Genomic DNA, 25688 nt, shown 5'->3' with positions numbered 1-25688 from the left:
ACGCGTTCATTACGATTCCACTTCTTCAAGTACCGCCGAACGCTCATTTTTAAAAGTTAGTTGTAAATCATCTAAGCCCAATGCCTTATGAATAATTGCCGAGGCACCGCCCGTTAAAGACGCTTCCTTCGCATTCTTACTCAATAGCAATGGTGCTTTGCGGCGAATGGACAAGCGGTCAACGTGCTCCCGAACCTGGTCCATAACTTCTGGCAGTAATTCCAGAATCGGCGCATTCACTACGATTGCATCCGGAGCAAAAGTGTTCGACAAATCGCCAAGAACCTTTCCCAGATAGAAAGCAAATTCGTCTAAAATAGCGGTCAGCTCTGGTCGGTGCCCCAGATAATCACGCCGAATCCGGTTCACATCCACCCGGTCGATATGCTGATAAGCCATAATCCGTTGTAATACCGGACCTTCGGCGACAAAGTGATTCACTGTTGATGAACTGCCTTCATGGTAGCGATCGGCTAGGGGACAAGTTCCAATATTCCCCGCTTCACCGTTATGGCCCCGATAGAGATGCCCATCGGCCACAATTCCAGCGGCCACTTGATCGCGAATCGTGACTGAAATCAGATCCTGATAAACGCCTTCACCCGCAAAATCACGTTCATAAATGGCGGATTCATTGGCTAAGTTCTCTAAAACTACGGGTACTTGAAATTTATCACTGAAATATTTCGCTAAATCAAAACTCTTAAAGCCCTTTAAAGCCGCACTTAGAATTTGATTCTCGTAGATGACGCCATCCAGTCCAAAAGCAATTCCCAATAATCGTGAATCACTTGCAGCAATCGTATTGGCAATTCGTTCATCAATCATATCCAGAACCGTCGTCAAATCGACATCCCGGGTTGAGACGCTTTCATAATTATCGGATCGCCCGTCCAATCTGCAGGTAATCATCGAGAAGCGTGACCGAAGAATATTAATACTGATGACATAACCATACCCCACGTTCAGTAATGCCATCACTGGCTTTCGCCCACCATTCCGCGTGCTAACACCGTGACCAACCTCACGGATCAACCCTTCATGGAGTAATTGACTATAAATATCAGACACTGTGACCTTATTCAAACAGAGATTTCGTGAGATCTGACTCCGAGAAATCGGACCCGCATTCACAATCTGCTGCAAAACCTGTTTCTCATTGGTGGTGCGCATAATGTGTTTGTTGATAATCATAATTTTCTTGGTAACATAGCTCCCCCAATAGCTTCTGGTGATTTGGGAATCAAATCAGTTTAGGTTGCCCCATCCCCCAAGATTGGCTCACCTGCTATTTCGAGGGCTGTGTCACCTAACCCCCTTTGTAGATTCTGATTCTACTTATATAGTAAAACGTCCTTACCAATTTCGCATGAATAATGACTTGCTTATTTTTCGTAACAATATTCAATTTTTTGAAAGAAAAAGGTTATAATACCGGGTTTAAGCACCCACAATTACCTAATACCATCAGTTATTTAGCTGATGTTTTTCTTTTACGATTAGTTTATTGACCTCCCTTACATGTTAACTTTTATAACTAACTCGTTAGAAAAGGTAAGGTTATTGGGTTGACTCACCTACTGACAAATAAAAAAGATTCGAGTATCACTCTCGAATCTTCCGGTTTATTGCAGATATTGTTTGGCGTATGCCGATAACGACATATCCTTCTTATTCGCCTGTTGCAAGGCAACCCGCACGTCTTGATCACTCATTGCGTCTGCTTGAACTCCTGCCGCATTAATGGTCTTCCGGGCACTAGCGATTTGATCCGCCGTGATGGTCTTGCCATTCAGTTCCTTTTGCTTCTTTGTTACCGTATACTCGTTACTTCCCGAGTAATTCTTTGCCGCCGCCTGTTCTGATGACGTCAATGACGCACTAGAACTGCTTGTAGCGGTACTACTGCTCGTAGCGCTACTCTCACTTGAGGACGCCGCGGCCGTACTACTTGCACTGCTAGCCAATGAGGCTGTCTGACCAGCATTGTTCGCCTTACGTAAAGCCAACGCTTGACTGTATAAGTTCTTGTAGTAACGTTGCCGGAATTTACTATTATTAAAGAGTTCATCCAAGGTTGTATTTGACTGCCCATAATTCAAGGCTTCATTTTGACCTTGTGCCTGGGTTAATAACTTCTTGAATTGTTTAACGTTGCCCCGGATGGTCTTAACTTGTTTTAACCGATCCTGCGCCCGCTTAGTTAAGACTTGCGACCCATTCTTCGTGTCCTGAACGGTTTGATAATGCTTTTGCGCACTGGCAAAATGCAGATCATCCAAAGCGTTTTCCGCCGAAACGAATCGCTGCGTTTGCGTCAGGTACCGTTGAGCGGTCTTATCGTTCAACCGGCGCTTTAAAGCATTCTGGAAGTAGCTTTCGGCTTGTGTATAATGTTTGCTTTGAATGGCAGTACGCCCGTTAGCCATTGCCGCTTGGTACTCTTTGGCTGTTGCGTGATGATTTGAATACGCGTAACCACCAATCAGCAGTGCCACAACGATTGTCGCCACGACCCATACCCATTTTTTCAAAATGAAGACCTCCGCTGGTAAAATATACCTTTATTATACCATGCCTAGTGATGGATTCCTGTGCTTTTGCTGGGAGAAATACCGACGTTTTAAACTTAAGCGGTTACATTGAGTTCTCCCCTTACCCATTACCCGATGAAAGGCGTATAATGGCGTAGTAAATTTTGTTTTCTTGGACTCTTATTCAAGAGAAAACCGGAAAGGACCCCTGACATGCTTGAAAAAACATTCTACAAAACGTTTCTGAGTCACACCTTCAACATCCCCGTCCGCGTTAACTATTGGGACGGCACTACTGATGTTTATGGGACTGGCACTCCTGACATCACCATTACTATTCACGAGGCCATTCCCGTCAAGGAAATCTCTCGTAACGCGTCAATCGCGCTGGGAGAAGCCATCATGGATGGGACCATTGAAATTGATGGCAGTATCGAAGACCTCTTAACCGCGGCCTACGAAAATGCCGAGAGTTTCTTCCATAACAAGAAATTCATCAATTTCCTTCCTAAACAAAAGCACACTGAAAAGGAAAGTAAAGCCGATGTTCAGAACCACTACGATATCGGTAATAACTTCTACAAGCTTTGGTTAGACGATACCATGACTTATTCCTGTGCCTACTTTGAAACGCCAGAAGACGACCTCTATACGGCACAAATGAACAAAGTTCACCACATCATCAAAAAACTTAACCCACAACCCGGCAAGACCTTGCTGGACATTGGCTGTGGCTGGGGAACTTTGATGCTGACAGCAGCCAAGGACTATGGTTTGCACGTTACCGGGATTACCCTGAGTCAAGAACAATACGACTACGTCAACGCACGCATCAAAGAAGATGGGTTAGAAGACGTGGCCGAAGTTCGGCTAGAAGATTACCGGGAACTGGGTAAGGAACAATGGGACTACATCACCTCTGTCGGCATGTTCGAACACGTTGGTCAAGAAAATCTGGGCCAATACTTCAACTGCGTTCAGAAGTACCTGAAGGATGACGGTGTTGCCTTGATCCATGGGATTACCCGGCAACAAGGTGGTGCCAACAATGGCTGGCTAAACAAATGGATCTTCCCTGGTGGCTATGTACCTGGCTTAGTGGAAAACACTACCCATATCATTGAGAACGGTTTACAAATCGATGATATGGAACCGCTACGTCGTCACTATCAGAAGACCGTCGAAATCTGGGATAAGAATTTCAACGAACACCGCGCCGAAGTGACCGAAATGTTCGACGAACGCTTCGTGCGGATGTGGGATCTTTATTTACAGGCTTGCGCTGCTTCCTTCAAGTCTGGTAATATTGACGTGATTCAGTATTTGATTTCAAAGGGCCCTTCAGCCCGGATGTTACCAATGACACGGGCGTACATGTATGATGATACCCATGTTCATGCTTAGGTAATCAACTTAATACGTGTGGGTCACCGCGGATGACCACACAAAAAAATCGCTACCTATCGGATTGATCACCGATGGGTAGCGATTTTTCTAATGGCATTAAAAAAGGCCGTCCAAGAACGGCCTAACTTTGTTTAATTAAGTTATCGTCATGCAACGACCAATGATAATAGGAACACCGCAACTAAGCCCACAATGACTGAAATTGCCATTGAACGGGTTCGATAAGCGATCACCACCACAATCACGGCCGCTAACATTTCCGCAATATGACCAAATACCAATTGGTAAGTGGCACTATCAATAAAGATATCTTTGACAACTAGCGCCGTAAACAGCGACACCGGCACGTATTTCATCCATTCGTTGAACCATTCAGGAATTGCCCGCTTGGTGAATAACATCAGTGGCAGGAATCGTGGGAGAAAGGCCACAAAAAAACCCAAAATGATTAACCAAAAATGTTGCATACTGGTCCACGTATTAACTGTACTCATATAGCGTCTCCTGTGTCCTATTCATTCGAATTTTCAACTGCTGACTTTTTCGCCCCCGGGCTTCGAAGTTTCCACAGCCAATGGCTATCCGGTAACTTTTTACGTAACGTTGACTCAAGCAAAAAGCCAATCAACGAAGCAATCAGTGTTGAAATAACCAATCCTAGGGTACTTTTGGTGGCCATCATGCAGACTGCCGCCAGCACACCCGAAATCAAACAGATCACAATCGTCAAGCGATTCTTGATCTGCATCACAATCATGTATAAGAATAACGCCGTCAATGCGAAATTAACGATGCTGAGGTCAATCTTTAACGCGCTACCGATCAAACTACCGATAACATTGCTGACCGCCCAGAACAGCAAGGAATAGTGTTCCACCATTAAGGCTTCCTTACCGGTCCATTTCTTATCCGTTGCGAACTTTAAGTAGTTGATCGCATAGTTTTCATCATTTAGCGAAATGGCGAAAACAAATAAAAAGCGATTCGACTGACCCTTTAAGTACGGTGATAAACTCGAACTCAATAATGCATACCGTAATTCCAAAAAGAACAACATCAAGACAATTGAAAGTAGTGGGGAATTAATGGTTAACATCGTGGCAATCAGGAATTGAGCCCCACCAGAAAAAATCAAAAGTGAGACGAGTCCCGTCAATAAGGTATTGAACCCTGCCGCGTGTAGCAAAATCCCACAAGCCAGCCCAATCGGAATGTAACTCAAGTTAAGGGGCATGGCTACCCGCAGTGTCGACCGCCATAACGGTTCATCCGGGTCAGGCACTTGCTTGGGGTTTAGCCGTCGTTTATTCAAGAATGTTTGCCTCCGTTGAATACTCTGAGATATGAAGCAAGTTAACAGGTTCATCTATTAGCGATAAAACCACACGATGATATTTTAACATGTTTCATGCCATTTTCATACAACAGATGCGATATTTAGCAAAGGAAAACCGTGATTTTATCTGTTTTAATTAAAGGCTTGTGAAAAAGTACAGCGGATTTTCATGACAGGTGCTTGCCATAGACTTCCAAATCCGCCATAAAGCCTTGCATATCAGCAATCTCCGGGAGGTGTCCCCAATGTTCATAGCCAAACTTTTCAAAGAGGTGCCGACTGGCTTGATTATGCCCAAAAATTCGGGAAATAATCGTGGTCACCTTCAGTGCTGGTGCCTGTGACTCAACCCAGTTGAGTGCTTGCGTTCCCAAATGCTGTCCTTGGGCATCAGCCGATAAGTAGATGGCAATTTCGGCCGTTTGCGCATAAGCTTGCCGGTCGCTGTAGGGTTCTAACCCGACGTAACCCACAATGCCTGCCGTGGTTTCAATCACCCACAATGGAAAATGGTCCGGTGAAAACTCCTGAAACCATGGTTGACGCTGGGCCACGGTTAATGGTGTTAAATCTGCCGTACTCCCCTTAGTCGCAATTGCTTGGTTATAAATGGCGACGACTTGGGCCTCATCGGCAGCTGTGATCAATCGAAATGTTGCTGGCATAGCCATTCCCTCTTTCTGATAATGCCTTTCATTATACGCAAAAAAGGGACCGTGACCAAGGTCACAATCCCGATTGTCTGTCTATAATTGGCCCCACGCTGAGGCACTGATTGTTGGGAAGAGGTGTACTAACCGACCAATTTCAGCCGGACCATACTGAAATTCAATGGCTGGCAACAACGTATTAATCACGTCCGCTGCTTGTTCACTCACTTCAGTCGCACCAATCAAATGATGTTCGGCATCAAAAATCAAGGCATTGTCACCTTGGCTTTCCTTACCCACCTGTCGGTACCAATCGTCTGGCACATGGTTGGTCTCAACCGTAGCACCGTCCTTTTGGGCCTGAGCGACACTCACCCCGACCTGCGCCAAGCGTGGCGAAGTGAAGACCACCGTCGGAATCGCCGGATAGTCGATGGGCTCGGTCGTCTCGCCAGCGAAAGTCTGACTGAGATACATCGATTCAAAAATGGCAGTCGGTGTTAATTTTGGTTGTTCCTTGTCAATCACGTCTCCGGAAGCATAAATATTAGGGACGCTGGTTTGTAGATGGTCATTTACGGTAATCCCATGATCGGTGTAGGCGACCCCCACATCTTCCAGACCGAGGTTCTGGGTATTTGGATCCCGTCCAGTGGCATCCAAAACCCAATCTGTCTCCAGGGTCCCTTGCGTGTCCGTGACGACCTGTAACGCATCATCAGCCTGCTTTAACGCTGTAACCTGCGTGTCTCGCAAAATCTGGACACCCCGGTCAGTTAGATCGCTGAGTACCGTTTCAACGAATGGCTGATGGAATTGACGTAAGGCTTGTTGCCCCCGCAATAAGATGGTCACGTCACTACCAGCCGCATTGGCGATGGTGGCTAGTTCTAAGGCGATGTACCCGCCGCCAATCACTGTCATCCGGGCTGGTAGGCTGGTCAAATTCAAGAAATCTTCACTATCGTGGGCTAATTCACTACCCGGAATGGCCAACCGGTGAGAATGTAAGCCGGTTGCGATGACAATTTTGTCAGCCGTATAGGTCTGATCTCCCACTTGAACGCTGTGAGCCGCGGTTAACTTACCATAACCCGTGATCACCTCAACACCATTGTCCTTTAGAAGGCCACCAATAAAATCTGGCAAGCCATCAATGACCTCGTGTTTGTGCGCCATATTAGCTGACCAATTGATCGTCGTGTCTCCAGTAATAACTGGATTCAACGCCGCCAATTGCCGTTGTAAGGCAACGGGCGCATCTAAGGTGATCTTAGCGTTACATCCCCGATTTGGGCAGGTTCCGCCAATGAGGCCACCTTCAACCACTGCCACTTTAACCCCTTTGGCTGCTAAGGGAATCGCACCGTCAAACGTTCCGTGACCACTTCCGAGATACAGCACATCGTAATCATAATTTTCCACTGACATTCAGATTCCTCCTTGACTTAATCCACAAAAAAGGTTGCGTACAACTGTTTTTAGTCTAGTAAATTTGCCGCCAAAATGCAATCAATATCCCTTTGGTCCACCAATTTGTCAGATAAGCTTCCGCACGCAGCCAATAAGTGATTAATCTAAGTCTTCTTTTTGGAACAATGTTGTCCTATAATGAGTGCATTACAGCATGTATTAATGCACGTGCTAAAGAGTGCATTAGTTAATGTATAAAGTTAGTATAAGTTTCGTGCTTTATGCTAGAGCTAAGTCAAATTTCAAAGGAATGGATGTCCACATGAGTAGAAAATATTTCAATACAGTCTTACTGCTTAGTACGACCTTGCTGACTGGTTTAGCATTAAGCCACCCCCTAATTGGCCACGCAGATGCCAGCACCCAAACGAGTAACGCCGTTGCCACTACTACAGCATCCGCCAGTTCTACCACCACTTCAAACGGCAACGCTTATGGTGTTGATGATGACAATATCGTTTGGATTACCTATCCCAGCACGCATGTCCTAACAACCTACACAGGAACTGGTATCTGTTACAATGCCGACGGTAGTGACACCAACAAAACGGTCTCAGGAACCAGTGGGGCTCTCGGTGAAGTCAGAATCAATCTGAATCAACGTACGGCCTATATATGGGACTCCATGTTGGATGCTACTAGCAATACTAGCGACAGAAAATACCGTAAAATCACCAGCGTCTCAAGCTTTACGCCCTTCAGCTCTGTCTATACGATTAAACCTCTCACCATAAATTTTGTCGATACTGATGGTCAATCGATTGACCACAGCATGACATTTGATTTTCCCGATAATAGTGACAAGCTGGAAAATGCCCTACTTGATGCCACACCAACTGTTGACGGATATACGTTCAGCAGTGCTGCCGTGACAACTGGCTCCGATGATAACCCGGCTGTCACCTATACATTTACCAAAAATACAAGCGATTCTGGAAGTGGTAACGAGTCAAGTGGCTCTGAATCTAGCAGTTCTGCTACTAGTTCTACTGATAGTGATAACCTATCAGATTCCAGTTCTGCAGACAGCACCAGCGATTCGACAACTTCGACAGCCACTAAGGTATCTGTAAGTAAAATCTTAGTCTACGCTACTCGTAAGATTGGTTTGTACAAGACCGTTAACTTCACTAAAAATAATCGTATCCGTTGGTACCAAAAGCAACCGCGTACAAAACGGCCTACATTCACTGTCATCGGATACGCGCGAACAAAAGCGGGAACCCTTCGGTACAAAGTAAAAACCACTTCCGGACAGACGGGCTACATCACGGCCAATACCAACTATGTTGGCAATACGTATTATCAAACGAATCCTAAAAAGATTACGGTTATTAATGCCAAGGGCATCAACGCTTATCGCAAAGTTAACCTCACCAGTAAGGTGCGTCACTATCGCAAAGGAACCGTTCTTAAAGTCAAGGCTGTTAAGCAGCACGGCATCACTACTCGCCTGATTTTAACTAATGGAACCTACATTACTGCCAATAAAACAATGGTTTTGAAAAAATAGTCACCTATACAAGTAAAAATCCCGCCTCATCACAATGCTATGTGATGAGACGGGATTTATTTTACCTGTTTATGAATGGGAATTAGACTCTGGGTCCTCTACGGCTTGCAGTTCTTGGTTATCATCAAGTTGTGATAAGCCCATCAAATGTTTCTTCTGCAGCCAAATCATGGTTGGCCAAAGTAAGGCTAAACCAATGACCATGAAGAGCAATAACATCCAGAAAGCCTGTCCGACCATACCACTCATTCCAGAAGTAATGGCTTGCCGAAATCCGAGGATTGAGTAAGTCATTGGCAGGAATGGATGAACCACATTGTAGAAGTGGTTGGTAACTTCCATTGGGAAGGTCCCACCGGAACCACCGAGTTGTAGCATCAAGAGAACCATGGCGATGAATCGACCAGGATTGTCCAGTAGCATCGACAGGAACATGACAATGAACATCGACGCTTCGGCAAACATGACCGATACCAGGAACATGGACCCTGGATGATCCACGCTCAAGCCACCCAACATCATTAAGGCAGGTTCGATCAGCCCCATGGCTAAGGCTTCCGCCGCACCAATGGAAACTTTACTCAAATACCAACCGGTAGCAGAGCCGCCAGCCATGGAGACTTTTCGAATTGGGAAAGCAAAGTTGAAGACCAATGCCCCCACGTAAAGAGCCACAGACAGCACGTATGGTGCTAAGGCATGACCGTAATTTGGTACATAACTATAGCTTTCATGCTTCAAATTAGTTGGCGCAGCAAACATATCAGCAGTCTTGCTGGTCAATGGTTGTGCATTAATCTCATCCGCCCCGCTCTTCAAGGACTTAGCAAGAGTGCCGTTACCCTTTTGGAGTTTGTTGGCGCCAGCCATGAGTTTGGCACTACCATTATCCAGCTTTTGAGACCCATTAGCTGCCTTATTCACACCAGCAATCAACGATGGTACTTTATCACTCAAGGTAATAATTCCGGCGTTGAGTTTTCCAGCACCTTGGTTCAACTTATTGGAGGAGCCCATCAGCTTGTTACCACCAGCGGTTAACTCTGGCGTCTTGGCATTTAGCTTGGCAACACCGGCCGCAGCCTGTTGAATCCCCGAATTTAAGGTTGATGCGCCTGAAGCTACTTGACTAGAACCACTCTTTAAAATAGCACCCTTATTAGCCAGCTTTTCAGAACCATTAGCCAACTGCATAACACCAGCCGTTAGTGTTGGTACACTTTGATTCAATGTTGCTAGGCCTGTTGTTAGTTCTTTGGAACCGCCCAATGCACTAGAAACACCAGCAGTATAGGTATCTAGTCCTGTACTTAATTGACTAGCACCACTTACTAATTTAGCAACATCACTTGAAGAACTACCTAACTTGGCAATGGCCGCACTACTATTTTGTAGTTGTGAGATAGCTGTCGATAATTGCAACAGGTCTGTGCTAGCAGAAGTTGGTAAGGATGCTGCTAAGCCTTGAAGTGCGGTGGTCCGAGTATTCAAATCATTAGCAACTGAGTTCAAGTCACCTAAACCAGATTGGAGGCTCTGTAGTCCCTTCAATAAGGCTGTAACATCAGTAACTAACGAAGCCGTTGGATCAGAACCATTTGCCGTTGTACTTTTCGTTGTACTACTTTCTTTGATAGCATTAGCCTTGCTGACAGTCGTTTGTGTTTCTTGAGCAACTGTTCCAGCTAATTTACTTGCTGTCTCACTGTTTCCTGCTGCAACGGCTGAGCTTAATGCAGCAGCGTCTTTACTTGCTTGGGCAGCTGCTTCTTGGGTCGCATCAGCGCCAGAAGTACTGGTTGTGTTTGTTGTCGTACTTGACTGTGTCCCTTTCTGTGCTGAAATGTTTTCTAAGTCCGTCTGAACCTTGCCTGCTAAGCCATTTAAGGCAGTTTGACCACTGGTTAATGCGGCTTGGCCTGTTTGAATACTTTCAATGTCACTTTTAATCTGTGAAATATTCTCACTATTTAAAGCACCACTGTTAACCATAGTATCCAGCATACTTTTAGCATTAGCCAACTTAGCAGAGTTGCCCGTAATGCTTTGTAGTGTTTCCAATCCTGGCGCTAGCCCGTTCAACAATGTTTGCATTTGGCTCAATCCACCAGCCAACTGCGTTGCTCCCGACTTCAGTGCACTAGAATTATTATTCAATTCATTCAGTCCTGAAGTCAGCCGCTTACTTCCAGTTGACAACTTAGTCACACCACTAGCTAATGGGCCAACATTGTTACTCAATTTTTGAATACCAGAATTCAATGTGTAGACACCGTTAACATACGTATATACACCAGAGTTCAATGTCTTAGCCCCACTTGCCAACTGCGAGGTTCCCGCTGTCAATTGCGGCATACCAGCGCTTAGTTGACTGACACCACTCGTATAGGCATCCACCCCAGTAGCATATTGGTCAACCCCTGCGGTGTATTTCACTAAACCACTCTGAAGCGAAGCTGAGCCCGTTGCTAGCTTCTGAATACCAGTAGCCAGTGGCTGTACTTGCGTCTTCATCTGCTGCAATCCATTATTCAGTTTATGAACCCCAGTCGTATAGGTGTTCAAGCCATCAGTCAAAGTGACTGTCCCGTCTTTCAACTGGGCAGACCCCTTAGCAGCCTTGTTCATTCCTTTACCAACCGCATAAATCTGCTTAAACGTAGCTTGCGCATAGGCTTTCGTCACCTTGGCGCGGATTTCACTGTTCAGCTTGTCTGAACCCACTTCACTCATTACTTGGGCGATGTAGTTAGCTGAACCATTGGTTTTGTAGGAAAATGTCATCTTCTTCGGATGCGTGTCCAGCGCTGTGGCCGCATTGGCGGAGAAGTTCTTCGGGATTGTAATCACCGTATAGTACTTATGGTGCTTCAAACCATCAGCCGCCGTTTTAGCAGAAACAAAGCGCCAGCCCAACTGATGATTTTTCTTTAAATTGGTGACCGTTTGATCCCCAACGTTTAGTTTTTGCCCCTGATACGTCACGGCCTGATCTTGGTTAACCACCGCGACCGGCAACTTACCAGTCTCTCCGTACGGGTCCCACACCGATTTCAGAAAGAAGATACAATAGAGGAACGGAATAAACATAATGGCTAATACGGAGATTAAGATCAACCGATTATGCCGAATGTAATTCCATTCGCCTTTAATCATATTCACAAATGCCAACTCCCTTTATCCTCAAAATAATCTTAAAAATTGCGTGTTCTGGCTAATAATAAAAGTATCTTCGCACATTAATGCTTGACTTGTCAAAAAAACAACAGGCCCTCAACCATGTTCAATACGCTGCTAACTCGCCTAGTAGCAACGTTTAAGCTGTTCACAATCCTTGAAATTATTTTTATAGTCAGTGCTTAATTTTCGCTGGACAATTAAAAAGCCACCAACCTCAAGGGCTGATGACCAGTTAACGCTTTTCAAATTAGAATAACGCCACGATTGCGCGCCAAGCACGCACAAAGATGTTCGCTTTTTCAACAGACTGGGTAACCTTCAGTGGTACCTTCGTCGTCTTCGTATTGCCTAAGAACCCTAGTTGATCACCCTTCAAAGAAATATTTGCCGTTCCGATTTGGGTGTTCTTCGCAACGGGTGCTTCCAACGCCTGTTTAGTGGTCAACTTCGACTTTAATTGGGTCGTCGCGTGAACGTTGCTGGCCACTTGGTCATCACGAATCCACAGCTTGATCCCACTGGCCAAAGCCGTCTTAGCGGTTAACTGCTTGGCATCATGGGTCTTCACCGTCTTACTACCAGTAATTTGGCTCCCAGCCTTATAAGTCACCGTCTTAAAATTATTGTAAACGTAAGACATCATCTTTTGCGTTTGCTTGAAACGAGCTGGGTCAGTATCCGACTTGTGAGCGGCATGCAACACGACCGTGATAATCCGGTTGCCATTATTGTTAGCCGTCCCCGTGAAGTTGGCACCGGCGGCGTCTGACGTCCCGGTCTTTAGCCCGTCAACATGTAACTTGCTGTAAGAAGCTGATAGCCCCTTTAACATCCAGTTCCAGTTTTCCATCTTAGTCGCATCTGACGTCCCCTTTTCAAACCACATCTTTTTGATGCTGGTTGTCTTTAGAACTTCGGGGTACTTGTTCACCAAAGCCACCGCCAACTTAGCTTGATCGGCTGCTGACCATTCGTTTTCAGTTGAGCCTTTAACGTTACTGTAACCCAATTTACCCACTTGCTTATTAGTCAGCCCACAAGCGTTATAAATCTTGGCATTCGTCATGCCTAACGTCTTAGCTTCTGCTCTCATCTTCGTCACAAACGCGTGTGGCGATCCCGCAACGGCTGTCCCTAACGCCTCAATCGCGCCGTTAGCTGAATAAATCAATGACGCCTGATACAACGACTTAACGGTATAACTGTGACCGGCACGCAAAGGAACATTGGACAGGTTCGTATTTTGGGCCACTTTGGCCATCGCCTTATTGACCGTAATCTTTTGATCCCATTTTAATTTACCATCATGAATCGCATCCAAAACCAGGTAAATCGATAACAGCTTCGTCATCGATGCCACTGGTAGTGACTGATCACTATTTTTATCGTACAGGATCTGCCCCGTCTTAGCATCAACGGCAATTCCGGCTTTCGCCTGCAAGTTCACCGTTGTACTGTTGCTGCTAGCCGCGTGGGCCGTTACCGTCGTCCCTAACGTACTGAAGCCCCCGGTAACCAACGTCATCGCTGTGACCAAGCCCACCATTAGTTGTTTCAAACGTTTCATGTTAAAACTCCTCTGTCTTATGTAATCAGCGGTTCCCCGCTGGATTTAATTGGTTGTTTTTAAGCGTTGTGGGATGGCCAGTGGTTGGTCATGCTTAACCGGTAAATGAATCACAAAACTCGTTAAGTCATCATCCGATTCCACATAAATATAGCCACCATGGAGTGCAACGATACTCTGCGCAATCGCCAACCCCAGCCCAGTTCCACCGGTTTCCTTAGAACGAGATTCTTCAACTCGATAGAATCGTTCGAAAATCATCGATAAAGATTCTTTAGGAATTTTAGGCCCATCGTTCGTGACACGGACTTCCAGTTCATTGTCATTAACTTGTTTGGCAATCAGGTTAATTTGCTTGCCCCCATCACCGTACTTCAAGGCATTAGCCACTAGATTATTGAAAATCCGGACTAACTTTTCAGGGTCAGCTTCCATCATCAACACACTGGGCGTACTGCTAGACCCAATCGTCATCCCCTTCTTTTGAGCCTCTAGTTCAAAACTAGCTGCTAGCTGTTCCAGCATCGCTGCCAGATCAATATTGGTTAGACTCAACGGCGTATCAGTCTGCCGCACCTTCGTGTATTCAAAGAGGTCTTCCACCAATGATTTCATTTGCTTAGACTTTAAAAAGGCTGTGTGCGTGTATTTTAAGAGATCCTCTTGTGAATGATACTGCTTATCTTCAATCAGCCCTAAGTAGCCAATAATTGAGGTTAACGGCGTCCGGATATCATGACTCACGTTCGTGATTAATTCGTCCTTCGACTTCTCAATCGCCCGCTCTTCATCCATCGAGTGAATAACTGAATCTACCAGTGCGTTCACCGAATCCACTACCCGTTGCACGTCGCCAGTCACCCGAAACGGCACCCGGTGGTCAAAATGGCCACTGGCAATATAATGCAATTCATCAATGATGTGGTGTAATTGCATTTGCCGGTAGCGCCGAATCAACCGCCACCAAACGACCAGGATGTCAGCTAGTCCTAAGAAGCTAATGAAAACATTCTCCCAGCTCCAGAGTTGAAAATGGTTGGGACCGAACACGACTGAACGTTTGATAATAAAGATTCCGTCCCGCAAACCGGGATTACTCTCGATGGCTTGGCTGATCATTACCAACAAAGCCAAATTGATCATCAGCAAGAGAATCACCGTCACGACGCCTTCCATAAATAGGGCACTCTTTTCGCGCGTGGTTAACTTCATACGTGTGCCCCCTGCCATTTATTCAACTGCACTTGCTGTCGTTCGACCATGTTGACTCCTATCTACCCCTCGTTGCTTAATGCGATTCAATCTTGTACCCTACGCCCCAAACGGTTTGAATAACCTTTTCGCCGTTCGTGGCCTCTTCAATCTTATCCCGTAAATGACTCACATGAACCATGACAGTCTTCGCCGACACAATACTTTCTTGCCGCCAAACCCGCTCGAAAATCTCATCCGCGGAGAAGACCCGGTTGGGGTGACTCGCCAACAAGTACAAAATACCAAATTCTAAGGCCGTCAGCGAAATCGTCAGCCCCGCAATTGTCTTAACCTCATGCGAGTCCTTGTTAATTGTGAGCGTCCCAATATCCAAAATGTCTGGACTATCATCCGTTACTTGATCTTGGCTTCGCCGTAACAACGATTTAACCCGCGCCATCACTTCAAGTGGATTAAATGGCTTGGTTACGTAGTCATCAGCCCCCGTGATTAGCCCTTGAATCTTATCCATATCACCGGTCTTCGCCGACAGAATCAAAATCGGAATCTGTGAGTCTTTGCGAACTTCCTTCACCACTTCAATCCCACTCATTTCAGGCATCATAATGTCTAAAATCATCAGCGCAATATCGGGCGTCGTGTGTAACTTGGTTAGGGCTTCTTTCCCATTGTAAGCCGTAATGGGTTCGTACCCTTCGTTTTTAATGTAAATTTCCAACAATTGGGCGATTTCTTTATCATCATCAACAACTAAAATTTTCATAAGTGCTAGTCTCCTTTACCAGCTAGGCAACTTCACTAGCGGTCTTTCCCCGTAGGTTTAAGTCTAGTTTAACAAATCAACGCCGGTCTGCGGTCGGAAAACCCGAACCTTTAGGTGGCTGTAAGCCACTTTACCATTCCTTAATTTTACACTATTTAACGGGAACACGCCAAGTCATATCTCATCGTTCATGTTGAGCCATGACCCCCACAAATAAAAAGCCGCCCACTGTAACTTTGCGAGTTACGGGACGGCAGAACTGTTGGATACTAATTTTTGGTCAAGTCTAAACCGGCTCCAACAACTTTATTTGTAATTAGGTGCAGCCTTGGTAATTTGCACATCATGCGGGTGAGATTCAATCAACCCGGCATTTGAAATCCGCACAAACTGCGCGTTATCAATCAAGTCTTGAATCGTGGCACTCCCCGTATAACCCATTCCGGAACGCAAGCCACCGACCATTTGGAAGATAATGTCATTGACGCTTCCCTTGTATTCGACGCGGGCTTCGATTCCTTCCGGTACCAACTTGTTGGCTTCGTTAACGCCACCTTGGAAGTATCGGTCGGCTGAACCATGAGACATGGAAGCCAAACTCCCCATGCCACGGTACGTCTTGTACTTCTTGCCGCCGTCTTCGATGATGTCGCCAGGAGCTTCGTCTGTTCCAGAGAACATTGACCCAAACATCACGGCGTTACCACCAGCAGCTAACGCCTTAACGATATCGCCAGAATACTTCATCCCACCATCGGCAATAATCGGCTTGCCAAATTCACGAGCCACCTGGGCAGCGTCATAGATTGCTGTTAATTGCGGCACACCGACACCGGCAACCACCCGCGTGGTACAGATGGAACCAGGACCGATACCCACTTTCACAACATCAACGCCGGCTTCAAACAGGGCCCGTGTTCCTTCGCCCGTGGCCACGTTGCCCGCAATCAATGTAGCATCTGGAAGCTGGTGACGAATCTCAGCAACTTTACGCAATACCCCGGCGGAATGACCGTGGGCGGTATCAATAATAATCGCATCCGCACCGGCATTTAATAAAGCACTGGCCCGATCAAAGGTGTCCGATGTCACGCCGACAGCTGCCGCCACCAACAAGTGGTTGTTGGCATCAACCGCTGCGTTAGGATACTGGCTGGCATCGTTTTCGATAGCTTTCACGGCAGCTACCATCTTCGCCTGATCATCAGCACTCATGTTCTTGTGAATGACCCCGAGGCCCCCGTTGCGGGCCATTGTCGTGGCCATCTTCGTCTCCGTGACGGTATCCATGGAGGCACTTAAAAATGGAACGTTCAACTTTAAGTTAGGTGCTAATTGGGTACTCAGATCGACTTCATTCGGCAAAACGTGACTTTCGGCAGGTATTAGTAAAACATCATCAAAAGTGAATCCTTCTTTAGCAAACTTCGTGTCCCAATTAGACATAGTTGATCTCGCTCCTCTTAGTTAGTCTCAGGCTCGGTTAGGAATCCTGGGAGATATTGTTTCTTAATTTACCAGTCTAAACTGCGATGGTCAAGGTTTCTCATCGAACTATTAGTGTTTAAGTTACCTAGGCCTATAAATCGTCAAGCGGATTTTTAATCATCCTTAGCGCCAAACACCGCTTGACGAACCTTGGGAAACTGGTGAGATAACCATAACGTATATCCCAAACTCGTGAAGCCAGTCAATGCCCATAAAATCCAACTGGTATGGGCGCCAGACGTGACAAATCGGTAAGGTGTTAATAGGTCAGCCAGCACTTCTTCCCAGACCACTTCCCAAATCTTATGAGTTGTTATGGTCTCATGGAGGTACGTGGCCTCAATAATCACTTGTGCGATAATCACGAGCACCCAGCCCCGTAAATAACCGTGTCCGCCCTGGCTAGTCACGCGTTTGCGATAGATGGGCACCTCATGTCCCGTCGCATCTTGAAAATAAGACACGGGACGATGTTCCTCACGAATCTGCGTGGCTTTCGCCTGATAGTGACTCACCCATGCAGCAAAGAGCACCAGTAACACCAATATGCCGCCATTTAACGGTGTCCACACAAAGGCCTTCATAAACATATAACACGTAAACAAGGGGACCAATAAGAACGTCAACCGATGAACCGGACTATACTCAAACTGGTCTCGAATAAAGTAAATCATAATGGCAACCACTAATACGACTGTCATCGACACACCCCTTTTCTCAATAAAGAAAAACGAGCGGGCGCCCTAAGCACCACGCTCGCTCACTGGTATTCCACCAGTATTGTTTAATTAACCAAAGAAGCCGCCCCGGATCTTGTAGGTCCGGCGAATCCACATCATCGCGGCAATTGATAGCACGCCCAAGATAATGCTTGGCCATGGCATCAGCACTGGGTTGATGACGTTTGGCAACATCTGGGCTAGATAGAACAGCGCCATCCAGACCACGAAGCCCAGTAATACGAACACGGTGCGAATCCAACCGTTGTATTTGTGCTTAACTTTAGGATCAAATAGCCGTGGCATGATTGGCAAGATAAATCCAGCTACCAAAGCACTCACCGTAATGGCGGTAATCCCCACTGGTTGACTAGTCGTCATCAGCTTCGGACTGAAGAGATACATTAACCCAAACATCAGGTTGAAAATCATGAAGAACGTCAAGGCGTTATAGATCATGTTCGGCCAATAATTGGGGCCGCCAAAGACCACACCGGTTCCTTGAACTTTCGGGCCTTCAACGACAAATTGAACGCGATCCGCAACATCCCCATAAAGGTTCTTGGCGGTCTTCCCGCTCTTTTGACCTTCAACCAATTCATCGACCATCTCTTGGACGGCCTTGGCTTTCTTTTCTGGCGTCAACTTCGTCTTCTCTAGTGCCTTGTTAAAGCGATACATGTAATCGGCGTTCCGCTTGGTCAGTCCAACATTATCGAAAGCTGCCCGCTCGTTAACCGCTACTGTATTGCGACTTTGGTGGACGCCCGCATTCCGTGGCGTCTGCTTGTTATCACTCATTACTCTTGAATTCCCTTCTAAACGTTGAATCGGAATTCGACGATATCGCCGTCTTCCATCACGTAGTCTTTCCCTTCAACTCGGAGTTTACCGGCTTCCTTCACCGCTGCTTCGGATTCAAATTGATCCAAATCCGCAAAGGCCATGACTTCGGCACGAATGAAGCCTCGTTCGAAGTCGGAGTGAATAATACCAGCCGCTTGAGGGGCCTTAGTCCCCGTTTTAAACGTCCACGCCCGCGTTTCCTTACCACCAGCCGTGAAGAACGTTTGTAAGCCTAAGAGATGATATGACGCCCGAATTAGCCGGTTCAAACCAGGTTCTTCGACGCCTTCAGCTTCCAAGAAGTCTTGCTTCTCGTCATCATCTAACTGTGCAATTTCTTCTTCAGCTTCAGCGGCCACGGCAATGGCCTCGGCGCCTTCCTTAGCCGCATAGTCCTTGATTAACCCAAAGTACTTAGAGTCTTCGGGATCAGCCATGTCGTCTTCGGCAATGTTAGCCACGTACAAGACTGGCTTGGATGTCAGTAAGAACAAGCCCTTGACGATCTTCATTTCTTCTTCGTCAAAGTCAATTGTCCGCACGGCACCGCCGGCTTCGAGAACCGGCTTAATCTTTTGCAAAACGGCCAATTCAGCCTTAGCTTCCTTGTCGCTCCCCTTAGCAGCCCGTTCAACCTTAGCCAACCGTTTGTTAACGGCTTCTAAGTCAGACAAGCCAAGTTCCAAATTAATGGTTTCAATATCATCGATGGGATCAATTTTACCAGAGACGTGGGTAATGTTGTCGTCATCAAAGGCCCGGACAACGTGAACGATGGCGTCCACTTGGCGAATGTTTTCCAAGAACTGGTTACCCAGTCCTTCACCCTTGCTGGCCCCCTTGACGATCCCGGCAATATCCGTAAATTCAAAGGTAGTTGGCACAACTTTTTTCGCTGGGATCAGTTCTTGAATCCGATCCAACCGGTTATCAGGCACTTCGACCATGCCCACATTTGGATCGATCGTTGCGAATGGGTAGTTGGCCATTTCGGCGCCGGCCTTCGTGATGGCGTTAAATAACGTGGACTTACCGACGTTAGGCAGCCCAACGATTCCTGCAGTTAATGACATAACAATTATTCACTCTTTCCATTATTGGCGTCGGCCTTAACCAGCACCTTTTTCAATTTTTTCTCAAATTCACGGCGTGACAGCATAACGACATGGCCGCAGTTGGTACACTTAATCTTAATATCCGCGCCCATTCGGGTAATCTCCCAGCGGTTGGTACCACATGGGTGGGGCTTCTTCATTTCAACCAAATCACCTAAATCGTACATATGCTTTCCTCCAATGTCCGTTAATCTAAGTGGATATCCAATAGGTCCAAAATCCGATTCAAATCATCGTTGGATAAATATTCAATCTCAATGCGACCTTGTTGGTCTTTACCTTGGCTCTCGTTGATAGAGACTTGCGTGCCAAAGCGTTCTTGCAATTGGTTTTCCGTTGACCGCAAGAATGGCGACTTTTTCTTCGCCGGTTTCTTGGCCAATTTCTTCGCGGCACCATTTAATTTGCTAACCTCAGCTTCTAAAGCGCGCACCGTCATGCCTTGCTCAACGGCACGTTTAGCCAAAGCCACCAGCTTCGTCTTATCTTTCAAGGATAGCAACGTCCGAGCTTGTCCCATAGATAGTTCGTTGTGCTGCAACATATCCTTAACCGCCTTAGGCAGCCCCAGTAACCGTAAGTAGTTAGCGATGTAGGGGCGACTCTTACCCAGTCGTTCAGAGACTTGGGCTTGGGTCAACGTCAGCTTGGTCATTAAGGTATCATAGGCCTCGGCCTCTTCCAACGGGGTCAAATCTTCCCGTTGGAGGTTTTCCAAGACGGCGATTTCCATCATTTGTTCTTCCGTAATGTCACGAACAATGCCCGGAATCGTGGTCTTGCCAGCTAATTTAGATGCCCGGAAACGCCGTTCACCAGCTAAAATTTCGTAGCGTTCTAGCGTCTTATCCGGTTGCCGAACGATGATTGGCTGGAAAACACCGGTTTTTTCAATGGAAGCTGCCAAATCATTCAGCCCCTTTTGATCGAACTTCTGCCGGGGTTGGTATGGATTGGGCCGAATATCGGCCAAGGTCAAATCCACTACATTTTCTTCGGCGGTATCCACCCCATTTTCAGCAAACAGGGCGTCAATCCCCCGTCCTAAACTTTTCTCTTTCTTATTTGCCATGGGCAGCTAGCACTTCCTTTGCGAGTTCAGAGTAAACTTCAGCACCTTTAGATTTTGGCGCATAGTCAATGATCGGCATCCCATGACTCGGCGCCTCCGCTAACTGAACGTTACGCGGAATGATCGTCGCATAGACCTTGTTTTGGAAATACTTCTTAACCTCTTCGTTGACTTGCTTCCCCAAATTAGTCCGGGCATCGTACAGCGTTAGCAAGACCCCTTCAATCTTCAGGTTACGATTGAAGTGCTTTTGGACCAACTTGACCGTGTTCAATAACTGGGTCAATCCTTCCAAAGCGTAGTACTCACTTTGCACTGGAATTAAAATGGAATCTGCTGCGGTAAACGCGTTGATCGTCAGCAGGCCCAACGATGGTGGGCAATCGATTAATATGTAATCGTATTGATCCCGCACCTCATCGAGAGCCGCTTTCAAGCGCGTCTCCCGTGCCATCATTGGCGTCAATTCAATTTCCGCACCGGAGAGTTGGATAGTGGCTGGCACGATATCCAAATCAGGATGTTCCGTTTGCAAAATGGCCTCTTTAATCGGCGTTTCGTTGACTAAAACATCATAGATTTCCCGTTCGATCGTTGCTTTTTGAATACCCACACCGCTAGTCGCGTTTCCTTGCGCATCCGTATCAACTAGCAAGACCCGCTTGCCCGCGGAGGCCAAAGCTGCCCCTAAATTTACGCCGGTCGTGGTTTTGCCCACGCCGCCCTTTTGATTGGCCAATGCAATGATATAGCCCATATGTCGTTCCACCTCTAACTTTCTTTGGGAATGTCAATGATAATGCGGTAACCGTCCGCCGTCTCTTCTTCTTTGGTTGTTAGCGTCATGCCCGCGTCCGTCACCATCTTCACCGACTGACGAATCGTATTGACGGCCACCCGCGTATCGCCAGACACACTGTGCTTCGTCACTTTACGCCGCCGTTTCGGTTGCTGTTGGCCCTTGGCAATTAACGCTTCGGTTTCTTTAACCGTTAAGTGATCCGTTACGATTGTCTGCAACATGGCCTCTTGTTGGTCTGTCGAGAGTGCCAGCAAGGCGCGACCGTGCCGTTCTGAAATGTCCCGGTTCAAGATCGCCGTTCGGACTGGTTCCGCTAGCTTCAACAACCGCAACTTATTAGCCACAAAGCCTTGGCTCTTGCCAATACCCTGGGCCAGTTGGGCTTGGGTCAGCTGGTTTAACGTCATCAATTGTTGGTAAGCGTGCGCTTCTTCAATGGCCGTAAGTTCCTCGCGTTGGAGGTTTTCAATCAGGGCCATGGAAGCCGTCTCGTCATCGTTCATTTTTTCAACGATTGCCGGAACGGTTTCCCATTTCAGGCTAGAGACTGCTCGAAACCGACGTTCACCAGCGATGATTTCGTAATGCTCCGGCTCATACTCACGTAACACAATGGGTTGTAACAACCCGTGTTCCTGAATGGTTTGGGCCAGCTCCGTAATCGCCGTTGCGTCAAACCGTTGCCGGGGTTGGAATCGGTTAGGAATGATCTGGGCGATTGGAATCATCACCACAGTCTGTTTCACAGGATGTGCCGGTTGTCGTGCCGCCTTATCCCGATTATTTCCAAATAATGAAAATGGCAATTATCTTACCCCCATCCCATTAATCTTCTAATGGTTCTTTATTTGGTGTACCCGCCTTACGTGGATACCGCTTTGGCGTTGTCTTAACCTTATCAATCACGACGATATGCCGCGGATCATTTGAAACAGGCAGGTTAAAGGCCTCATCGGCTTGCAACTTGCCACCTAATGTCGTGATGGCCTTTTGGCTAACCGCCAATTCATTTTCTGTCTGCGCGGCCTTCAAAGCGACAAATTGGCCCCCGACCTTAACTAGGGGAAGACACAGCTCACTCAACACTGACATCCGCGCCACGGCCCGCGCCGTCACTAAGTCAAAACCTTCACGGTTAGCAGCGCGCTTGCCACCAAATTCTTCAGCTCGCGCATGATGAAATGCCACTCCCGTCAAGTTAAGCTTTGCCGCCAGTTCATTTAAGAACGTAATCCGCTTGTTCAGGGAATCCACAATGGTTACCTGTAATTGGGGAAAGACGATCTTCAAGGGTAATGACGGAAAGCCGGCACCGGCACCAACGTCGCAGAGCTTTAAAGGCTCTGTTCGTAATGCAGAGACGTAAAAAGCGGGGGTCAACGAGTCGTAAAAATGTTTCAAATAGACGTCTGGCTCCGCAGTGATCGTGGTTAAATTAACGTGCTCATTCGTGGCCACCAAAAATTGGTAGTAATCCGCGAATTGTTGTTCCTGTGTTGCGGTTAAATCGATGCCTTGCGCAGCGAGCGCGGCCCGAAATTCTTCTGGATTCATGCAATATCTCCCAGTTCGTTTCTGTGAAACACAATTGTTTCACGTTTGAGTATACTTTACCTTACTTACCGGCGAAACGCAACTGAACGCTCGCACTAACGTTTCCTATTATACCGAAAATTAGGGCCACATGAAACGCCTATTCTAATAACGACTACGCAAAAATAGCGATACCCGTTGGTTGACGGGGCATCGCCTATACTGAATTCTTTTTAGGTTGGTCGCCAATCCCGTTACCTAAGGCAGTGGTCGGCGAACTGGTATAGCGCGGGGGCGATGTTTAACAAAGCCAGTGCGGTTGACGGGAATCGTCTGAATGACTGTCTGCCCGAGGGCCAGCGGATGGGTAATGACACTGGCAATCCCGCGTTGAATAGTAATCACATTGTAAGTGGTTCCTGTATACACGTCGTGCTGGTACGGATCTTGACAATTGATATAGGTTGCTGCCGATCCAGTTACGGTAACCGGAACAACGCTATCCACTACGTAATTGGCATCAAAATGCAGGTGCCCGGTAAAGATTCCTCCAATATTATGTCCATGTAGAATCGCCAACAATTCCCGGTTGTTCTGCAACAAGGTGTAACGCATATCGCGTAGAGCCGGCGCATCTAGTGGATGGTGCAGGAAAATAAAGGCCCGTCGCCGCGGGGCTAAATGTAAATTCTTATTTAACCAGTCCAACTGTGGTCGATCCAGCCACCCAGCCGATTTATTTAATTCCCACTTAGAATCTAAGAAATAAAAATCCATGTTCTGATGCACTTGTTTATCGGCATAATACGACTGATGTGCGACTGCTAAATATCCCCGATTAAAGGCTTCTCGATCATCACGATCACCTAGTAGTACTTGAATGGTTACTTGTAATCGACGTTCTTGTTGTTGTAAATACTGGTGTAATTGCCGATACCCCTGCTGGTCACCATCAATCAGTAAGTCACCACTAAGTACGATTAAGTCGGCCGCTACTTGATGATCTTCAAGATCGTCAAAAACCCGCTGTAACGGCTGTGTCGCCAATCGCTGATTATCATCCATCGTCAAATCAATGTCCGATATGTGAACAATTGTAAATCGATTCATCCCCCATGCCCCCATCACTCGAGACCCCTCACCGGAAGCGCCCCCGGCAATAGTTCTCGACTATTACTAAGTTAGGTTCTAGCATAGCGGATTCATGTAAATTATTGATGTTATCTCTGTCAACATCTTGTAAATTTTTTACAAATTTTCGCATAAAAAACGGGGCGGTATGACGCCCCACTAATGACTACCCATGCTGTTTAGGTGGCCGTCCTACCCAAATCATTGGTAACCAGACCACAACTAACAGAATTAAGGTTTCCCAATCCGCTACTGACATGTGATCATCTTCTTCCCTTATTTACGTTCATCATAGCAGGGAAATGTATCGTTTTTGTATGGAATCATGTCTATTTGTGTAAAGTTCCGCGGATTTACTCATACAAAAAAAGGCCAGCAACATCAACGTTGCTGACCTTCCATTCAATTTACTTAGTTCTTAATAGCGCGAACTTCTTCAAGGAACCACTTGTTGAAGGCCACGTCATCGATATCAACGGAAACCTTGGCGTTGGTCTTACCATTGTGGTAAGCACCGCGGATATCACCGACCGTTTCCCCAATTGCTGGGCCGTCAGTGACAACGTCAATCCACATATCTTCCGTCTTAATTGCTTCTGGATGCAATAAGTAGAAGATCGTGTTCACATCATGCATCGCAATACCGGCATCACTGTTATCACCATCATTGACGATGATATCATGAAGCATCTTACCAGTTTCACTAATCTTTGGTAATTCTTCGATGCTTTCGTGAGTCAAAAGGGCCTTCATCGTAATGTCCAAACCAACCATCACGATTGGCACACCAGACTTGTACACAATGGCAGCGGCATCTGGATCAGTGAAGACGTTGAATTCAGCGGCACTGGTCATGTTCCCTTTACCCAAGGCACCACCCATGGCAACAATCCGGTCAATATGACTCTTTACTTCTGGATATTCTGAGAAGAGCAAGGCAATGTTGGTGTATGAACCCGTTGGGACCAACGTTACTGGGTCAGAGCTTGCCATGATTTCATCATGGAGGGCTTCAACGGCCGTCTTGTTCAAAGGCCGTGGTAAGTCCGTTGGGAATTCATAGCCAGGCATTCCGGATGCGCCATGAATCCGAGCAGCATCTTCAAAGTCTTTGAAGAGGGGTTGTTCCGCACCAGCTGCAACGGGAATGTCGGCATTGAAGAACCGAACGATCTTTTGTGCATTGATGGTCGTCTTATCAACCGTCACGTTTCCAGCCACCGTCGTGATTAACTTAAGGTCTAACTTAGGATCGTTGATCGCCATCGTCAAAGCAGCTGCGTCATCAATCCCAGGATCAGTATCCATAATAATTTTAATTGTCATTGTAATTTCCTCCCAAAT

General features: G+C 46.6%; 23 protein-coding genes. 2 read left to right on the top strand and 21 right to left on the bottom strand.

Features of this window, described 5'->3' with window-relative positions:
* Positions 1-9: 9 nt before the first annotated feature.
* Complete coding sequence (locus tag FC61_RS07855; RefSeq protein WP_021741074.1) at positions 10-1194, bottom strand: ROK family protein; 1185 nt, start codon at positions 1192-1194, stop codon at positions 10-12.
* A 431-nt stretch (positions 1195-1625) separates the two neighbouring features.
* Positions 1626-2534: a hypothetical protein gene (locus FC61_RS07850; protein ID WP_021741076.1), complete on the bottom strand. Its 909-nt coding sequence runs from the start codon at positions 2532-2534 to the stop codon at positions 1626-1628.
* A gap of 213 nt (positions 2535-2747) precedes the next feature.
* Here FC61_RS07850 and FC61_RS07845 point away from each other — a divergent pair, with 213 nt between their 5' ends.
* A complete protein-coding gene (locus FC61_RS07845) occupies positions 2748-3938 on the top strand; it encodes an SAM-dependent methyltransferase (protein WP_021741077.1) in 1191 nt (396 codons plus the stop codon).
* Positions 3939-4087: 149 nt separating this feature from the next.
* Here FC61_RS07845 and FC61_RS07840 read toward each other — a convergent pair whose 3' ends face one another.
* The 4 genes from FC61_RS07840 to FC61_RS07825 all read right to left on the bottom strand — a co-directional run bounded on the left by FC61_RS07840 (position 4088) and on the right by FC61_RS07825 (position 7358).
* A complete protein-coding gene (locus FC61_RS07840; protein ID WP_024526294.1) occupies positions 4088-4435 on the bottom strand; it encodes an AzlD domain-containing protein in 348 nt (115 codons plus the stop codon).
* Positions 4436-4452: 17 nt separating this feature from the next.
* Positions 4453-5175, bottom strand: coding sequence for an AzlC family ABC transporter permease (locus tag FC61_RS07835; protein WP_021741079.1), 723 nt, complete (start codon positions 5173-5175; stop codon positions 4453-4455).
* A gap of 269 nt (positions 5176-5444) precedes the next feature.
* Positions 5445-5942 (bottom strand): GNAT family N-acetyltransferase, encoded by a 498-nt coding sequence (locus FC61_RS07830; RefSeq protein ID WP_024526292.1) that lies wholly within the window; start codon positions 5940-5942, stop codon positions 5445-5447.
* An 81-nt stretch (positions 5943-6023) separates the two neighbouring features.
* Complete coding sequence (locus FC61_RS07825) at positions 6024-7358, bottom strand: dihydrolipoyl dehydrogenase family protein (RefSeq protein ID WP_021741081.1); 1335 nt, start codon at positions 7356-7358, stop codon at positions 6024-6026.
* Between the two features lie 304 nt (positions 7359-7662).
* Between FC61_RS07825 and FC61_RS07820 the strand changes: the two genes are divergently transcribed.
* Complete coding sequence (locus tag FC61_RS07820) at positions 7663-8913, top strand: DUF5776 domain-containing protein (RefSeq protein WP_052256109.1); 1251 nt, start codon at positions 7663-7665, stop codon at positions 8911-8913.
* A gap of 69 nt (positions 8914-8982) precedes the next feature.
* Here the strand turns inward: FC61_RS07820 and FC61_RS07815 are convergent, their stop codons facing one another.
* The 15 genes from FC61_RS07815 to rihC all read right to left on the bottom strand — a co-directional run bounded on the left by FC61_RS07815 (position 8983) and on the right by rihC (position 25670).
* Entirely contained in the window at positions 8983-12069 is a 3087-nt protein-coding gene (locus tag FC61_RS07815) for a YhgE/Pip domain-containing protein (protein WP_021741083.1), read from the bottom strand.
* A gap of 271 nt (positions 12070-12340) precedes the next feature.
* Positions 12341-13660 (bottom strand): D-alanyl-D-alanine carboxypeptidase family protein, encoded by a 1320-nt coding sequence (locus tag FC61_RS07810; RefSeq protein WP_021741085.1) that lies wholly within the window; start codon positions 13658-13660, stop codon positions 12341-12343.
* 45 nt (positions 13661-13705) lie between these two features.
* Positions 13706-14872: a sensor histidine kinase gene (locus FC61_RS07805; protein WP_024526287.1), complete on the bottom strand. Its 1167-nt coding sequence runs from the start codon at positions 14870-14872 to the stop codon at positions 13706-13708.
* 76 nt (positions 14873-14948) lie between these two features.
* Entirely contained in the window at positions 14949-15638 is a 690-nt protein-coding gene (croR, locus tag FC61_RS07800; RefSeq protein ID WP_011668836.1) for a response regulator transcription factor CroR, read from the bottom strand.
* 306 nt (positions 15639-15944) lie between these two features.
* Positions 15945-17084: an IMP dehydrogenase gene (gene guaB, locus FC61_RS07795; protein ID WP_011668837.1), complete on the bottom strand. Its 1140-nt coding sequence runs from the start codon at positions 17082-17084 to the stop codon at positions 15945-15947.
* A 155-nt stretch (positions 17085-17239) separates the two neighbouring features.
* A complete protein-coding gene (locus FC61_RS07790; RefSeq protein WP_021741814.1) occupies positions 17240-17827 on the bottom strand; it encodes a hypothetical protein in 588 nt (195 codons plus the stop codon).
* 87 nt (positions 17828-17914) lie between these two features.
* On the bottom strand, positions 17915-18646 hold the full coding sequence (locus FC61_RS07785; RefSeq protein ID WP_011668839.1) for a DUF1129 domain-containing protein: 732 nt from the start codon (positions 18644-18646) through the stop codon (positions 17915-17917).
* A gap of 17 nt (positions 18647-18663) precedes the next feature.
* The gene (ychF, locus tag FC61_RS07780; protein ID WP_011668840.1) at positions 18664-19764 is read right to left on the bottom strand and encodes a redox-regulated ATPase YchF; all 1101 of its coding nucleotides are present in this window, start codon (positions 19762-19764) and stop codon (positions 18664-18666) included.
* Positions 19765-19769: 5 nt separating this feature from the next.
* Positions 19770-19973, bottom strand: a complete 204-nt coding sequence (locus tag FC61_RS07775; protein ID WP_011668841.1) for a DUF951 domain-containing protein — start codon at positions 19971-19973, stop codon at positions 19770-19772.
* 20 nt (positions 19974-19993) lie between these two features.
* Positions 19994-20878: a ParB/RepB/Spo0J family partition protein gene (locus FC61_RS07770; protein ID WP_015474339.1), complete on the bottom strand. Its 885-nt coding sequence runs from the start codon at positions 20876-20878 to the stop codon at positions 19994-19996.
* A complete protein-coding gene (locus tag FC61_RS07765; RefSeq protein WP_011668843.1) occupies positions 20868-21635 on the bottom strand; it encodes a ParA family protein in 768 nt (255 codons plus the stop codon). The genes FC61_RS07770 and FC61_RS07765 overlap by 11 nt, the downstream gene beginning before the upstream one ends.
* A 14-nt stretch (positions 21636-21649) precedes the next feature.
* Positions 21650-22486, bottom strand: a complete 837-nt coding sequence (noc, locus tag FC61_RS07760) for a nucleoid occlusion protein (protein WP_024526284.1) — start codon at positions 22484-22486, stop codon at positions 21650-21652.
* 19 nt (positions 22487-22505) lie between these two features.
* Entirely contained in the window at positions 22506-23234 is a 729-nt protein-coding gene (rsmG, locus tag FC61_RS07755) for a 16S rRNA (guanine(527)-N(7))-methyltransferase RsmG (protein WP_021741816.1), read from the bottom strand.
* Between the two features lie 237 nt (positions 23235-23471).
* A complete protein-coding gene (locus FC61_RS07750) occupies positions 23472-24323 on the bottom strand; it encodes a metallophosphoesterase family protein (protein ID WP_225353931.1) in 852 nt (283 codons plus the stop codon).
* A 432-nt stretch (positions 24324-24755) separates the two neighbouring features.
* Positions 24756-25670 (bottom strand): ribonucleoside hydrolase RihC, encoded by a 915-nt coding sequence (gene rihC, locus FC61_RS07745; protein WP_021741818.1) that lies wholly within the window; start codon positions 25668-25670, stop codon positions 24756-24758.
* Positions 25671-25688 lie beyond the last annotated feature (18 nt).

Source organism: Levilactobacillus brevis ATCC 14869 = DSM 20054 (assembly GCF_001433855.1).
Lineage (GTDB): Bacteria > Bacillota > Bacilli > Lactobacillales > Lactobacillaceae > Levilactobacillus > Levilactobacillus brevis.
Note: the sequence above shows the minus strand (reverse complement) of the source record. Positions and strands in the feature narration are given on the sequence as shown.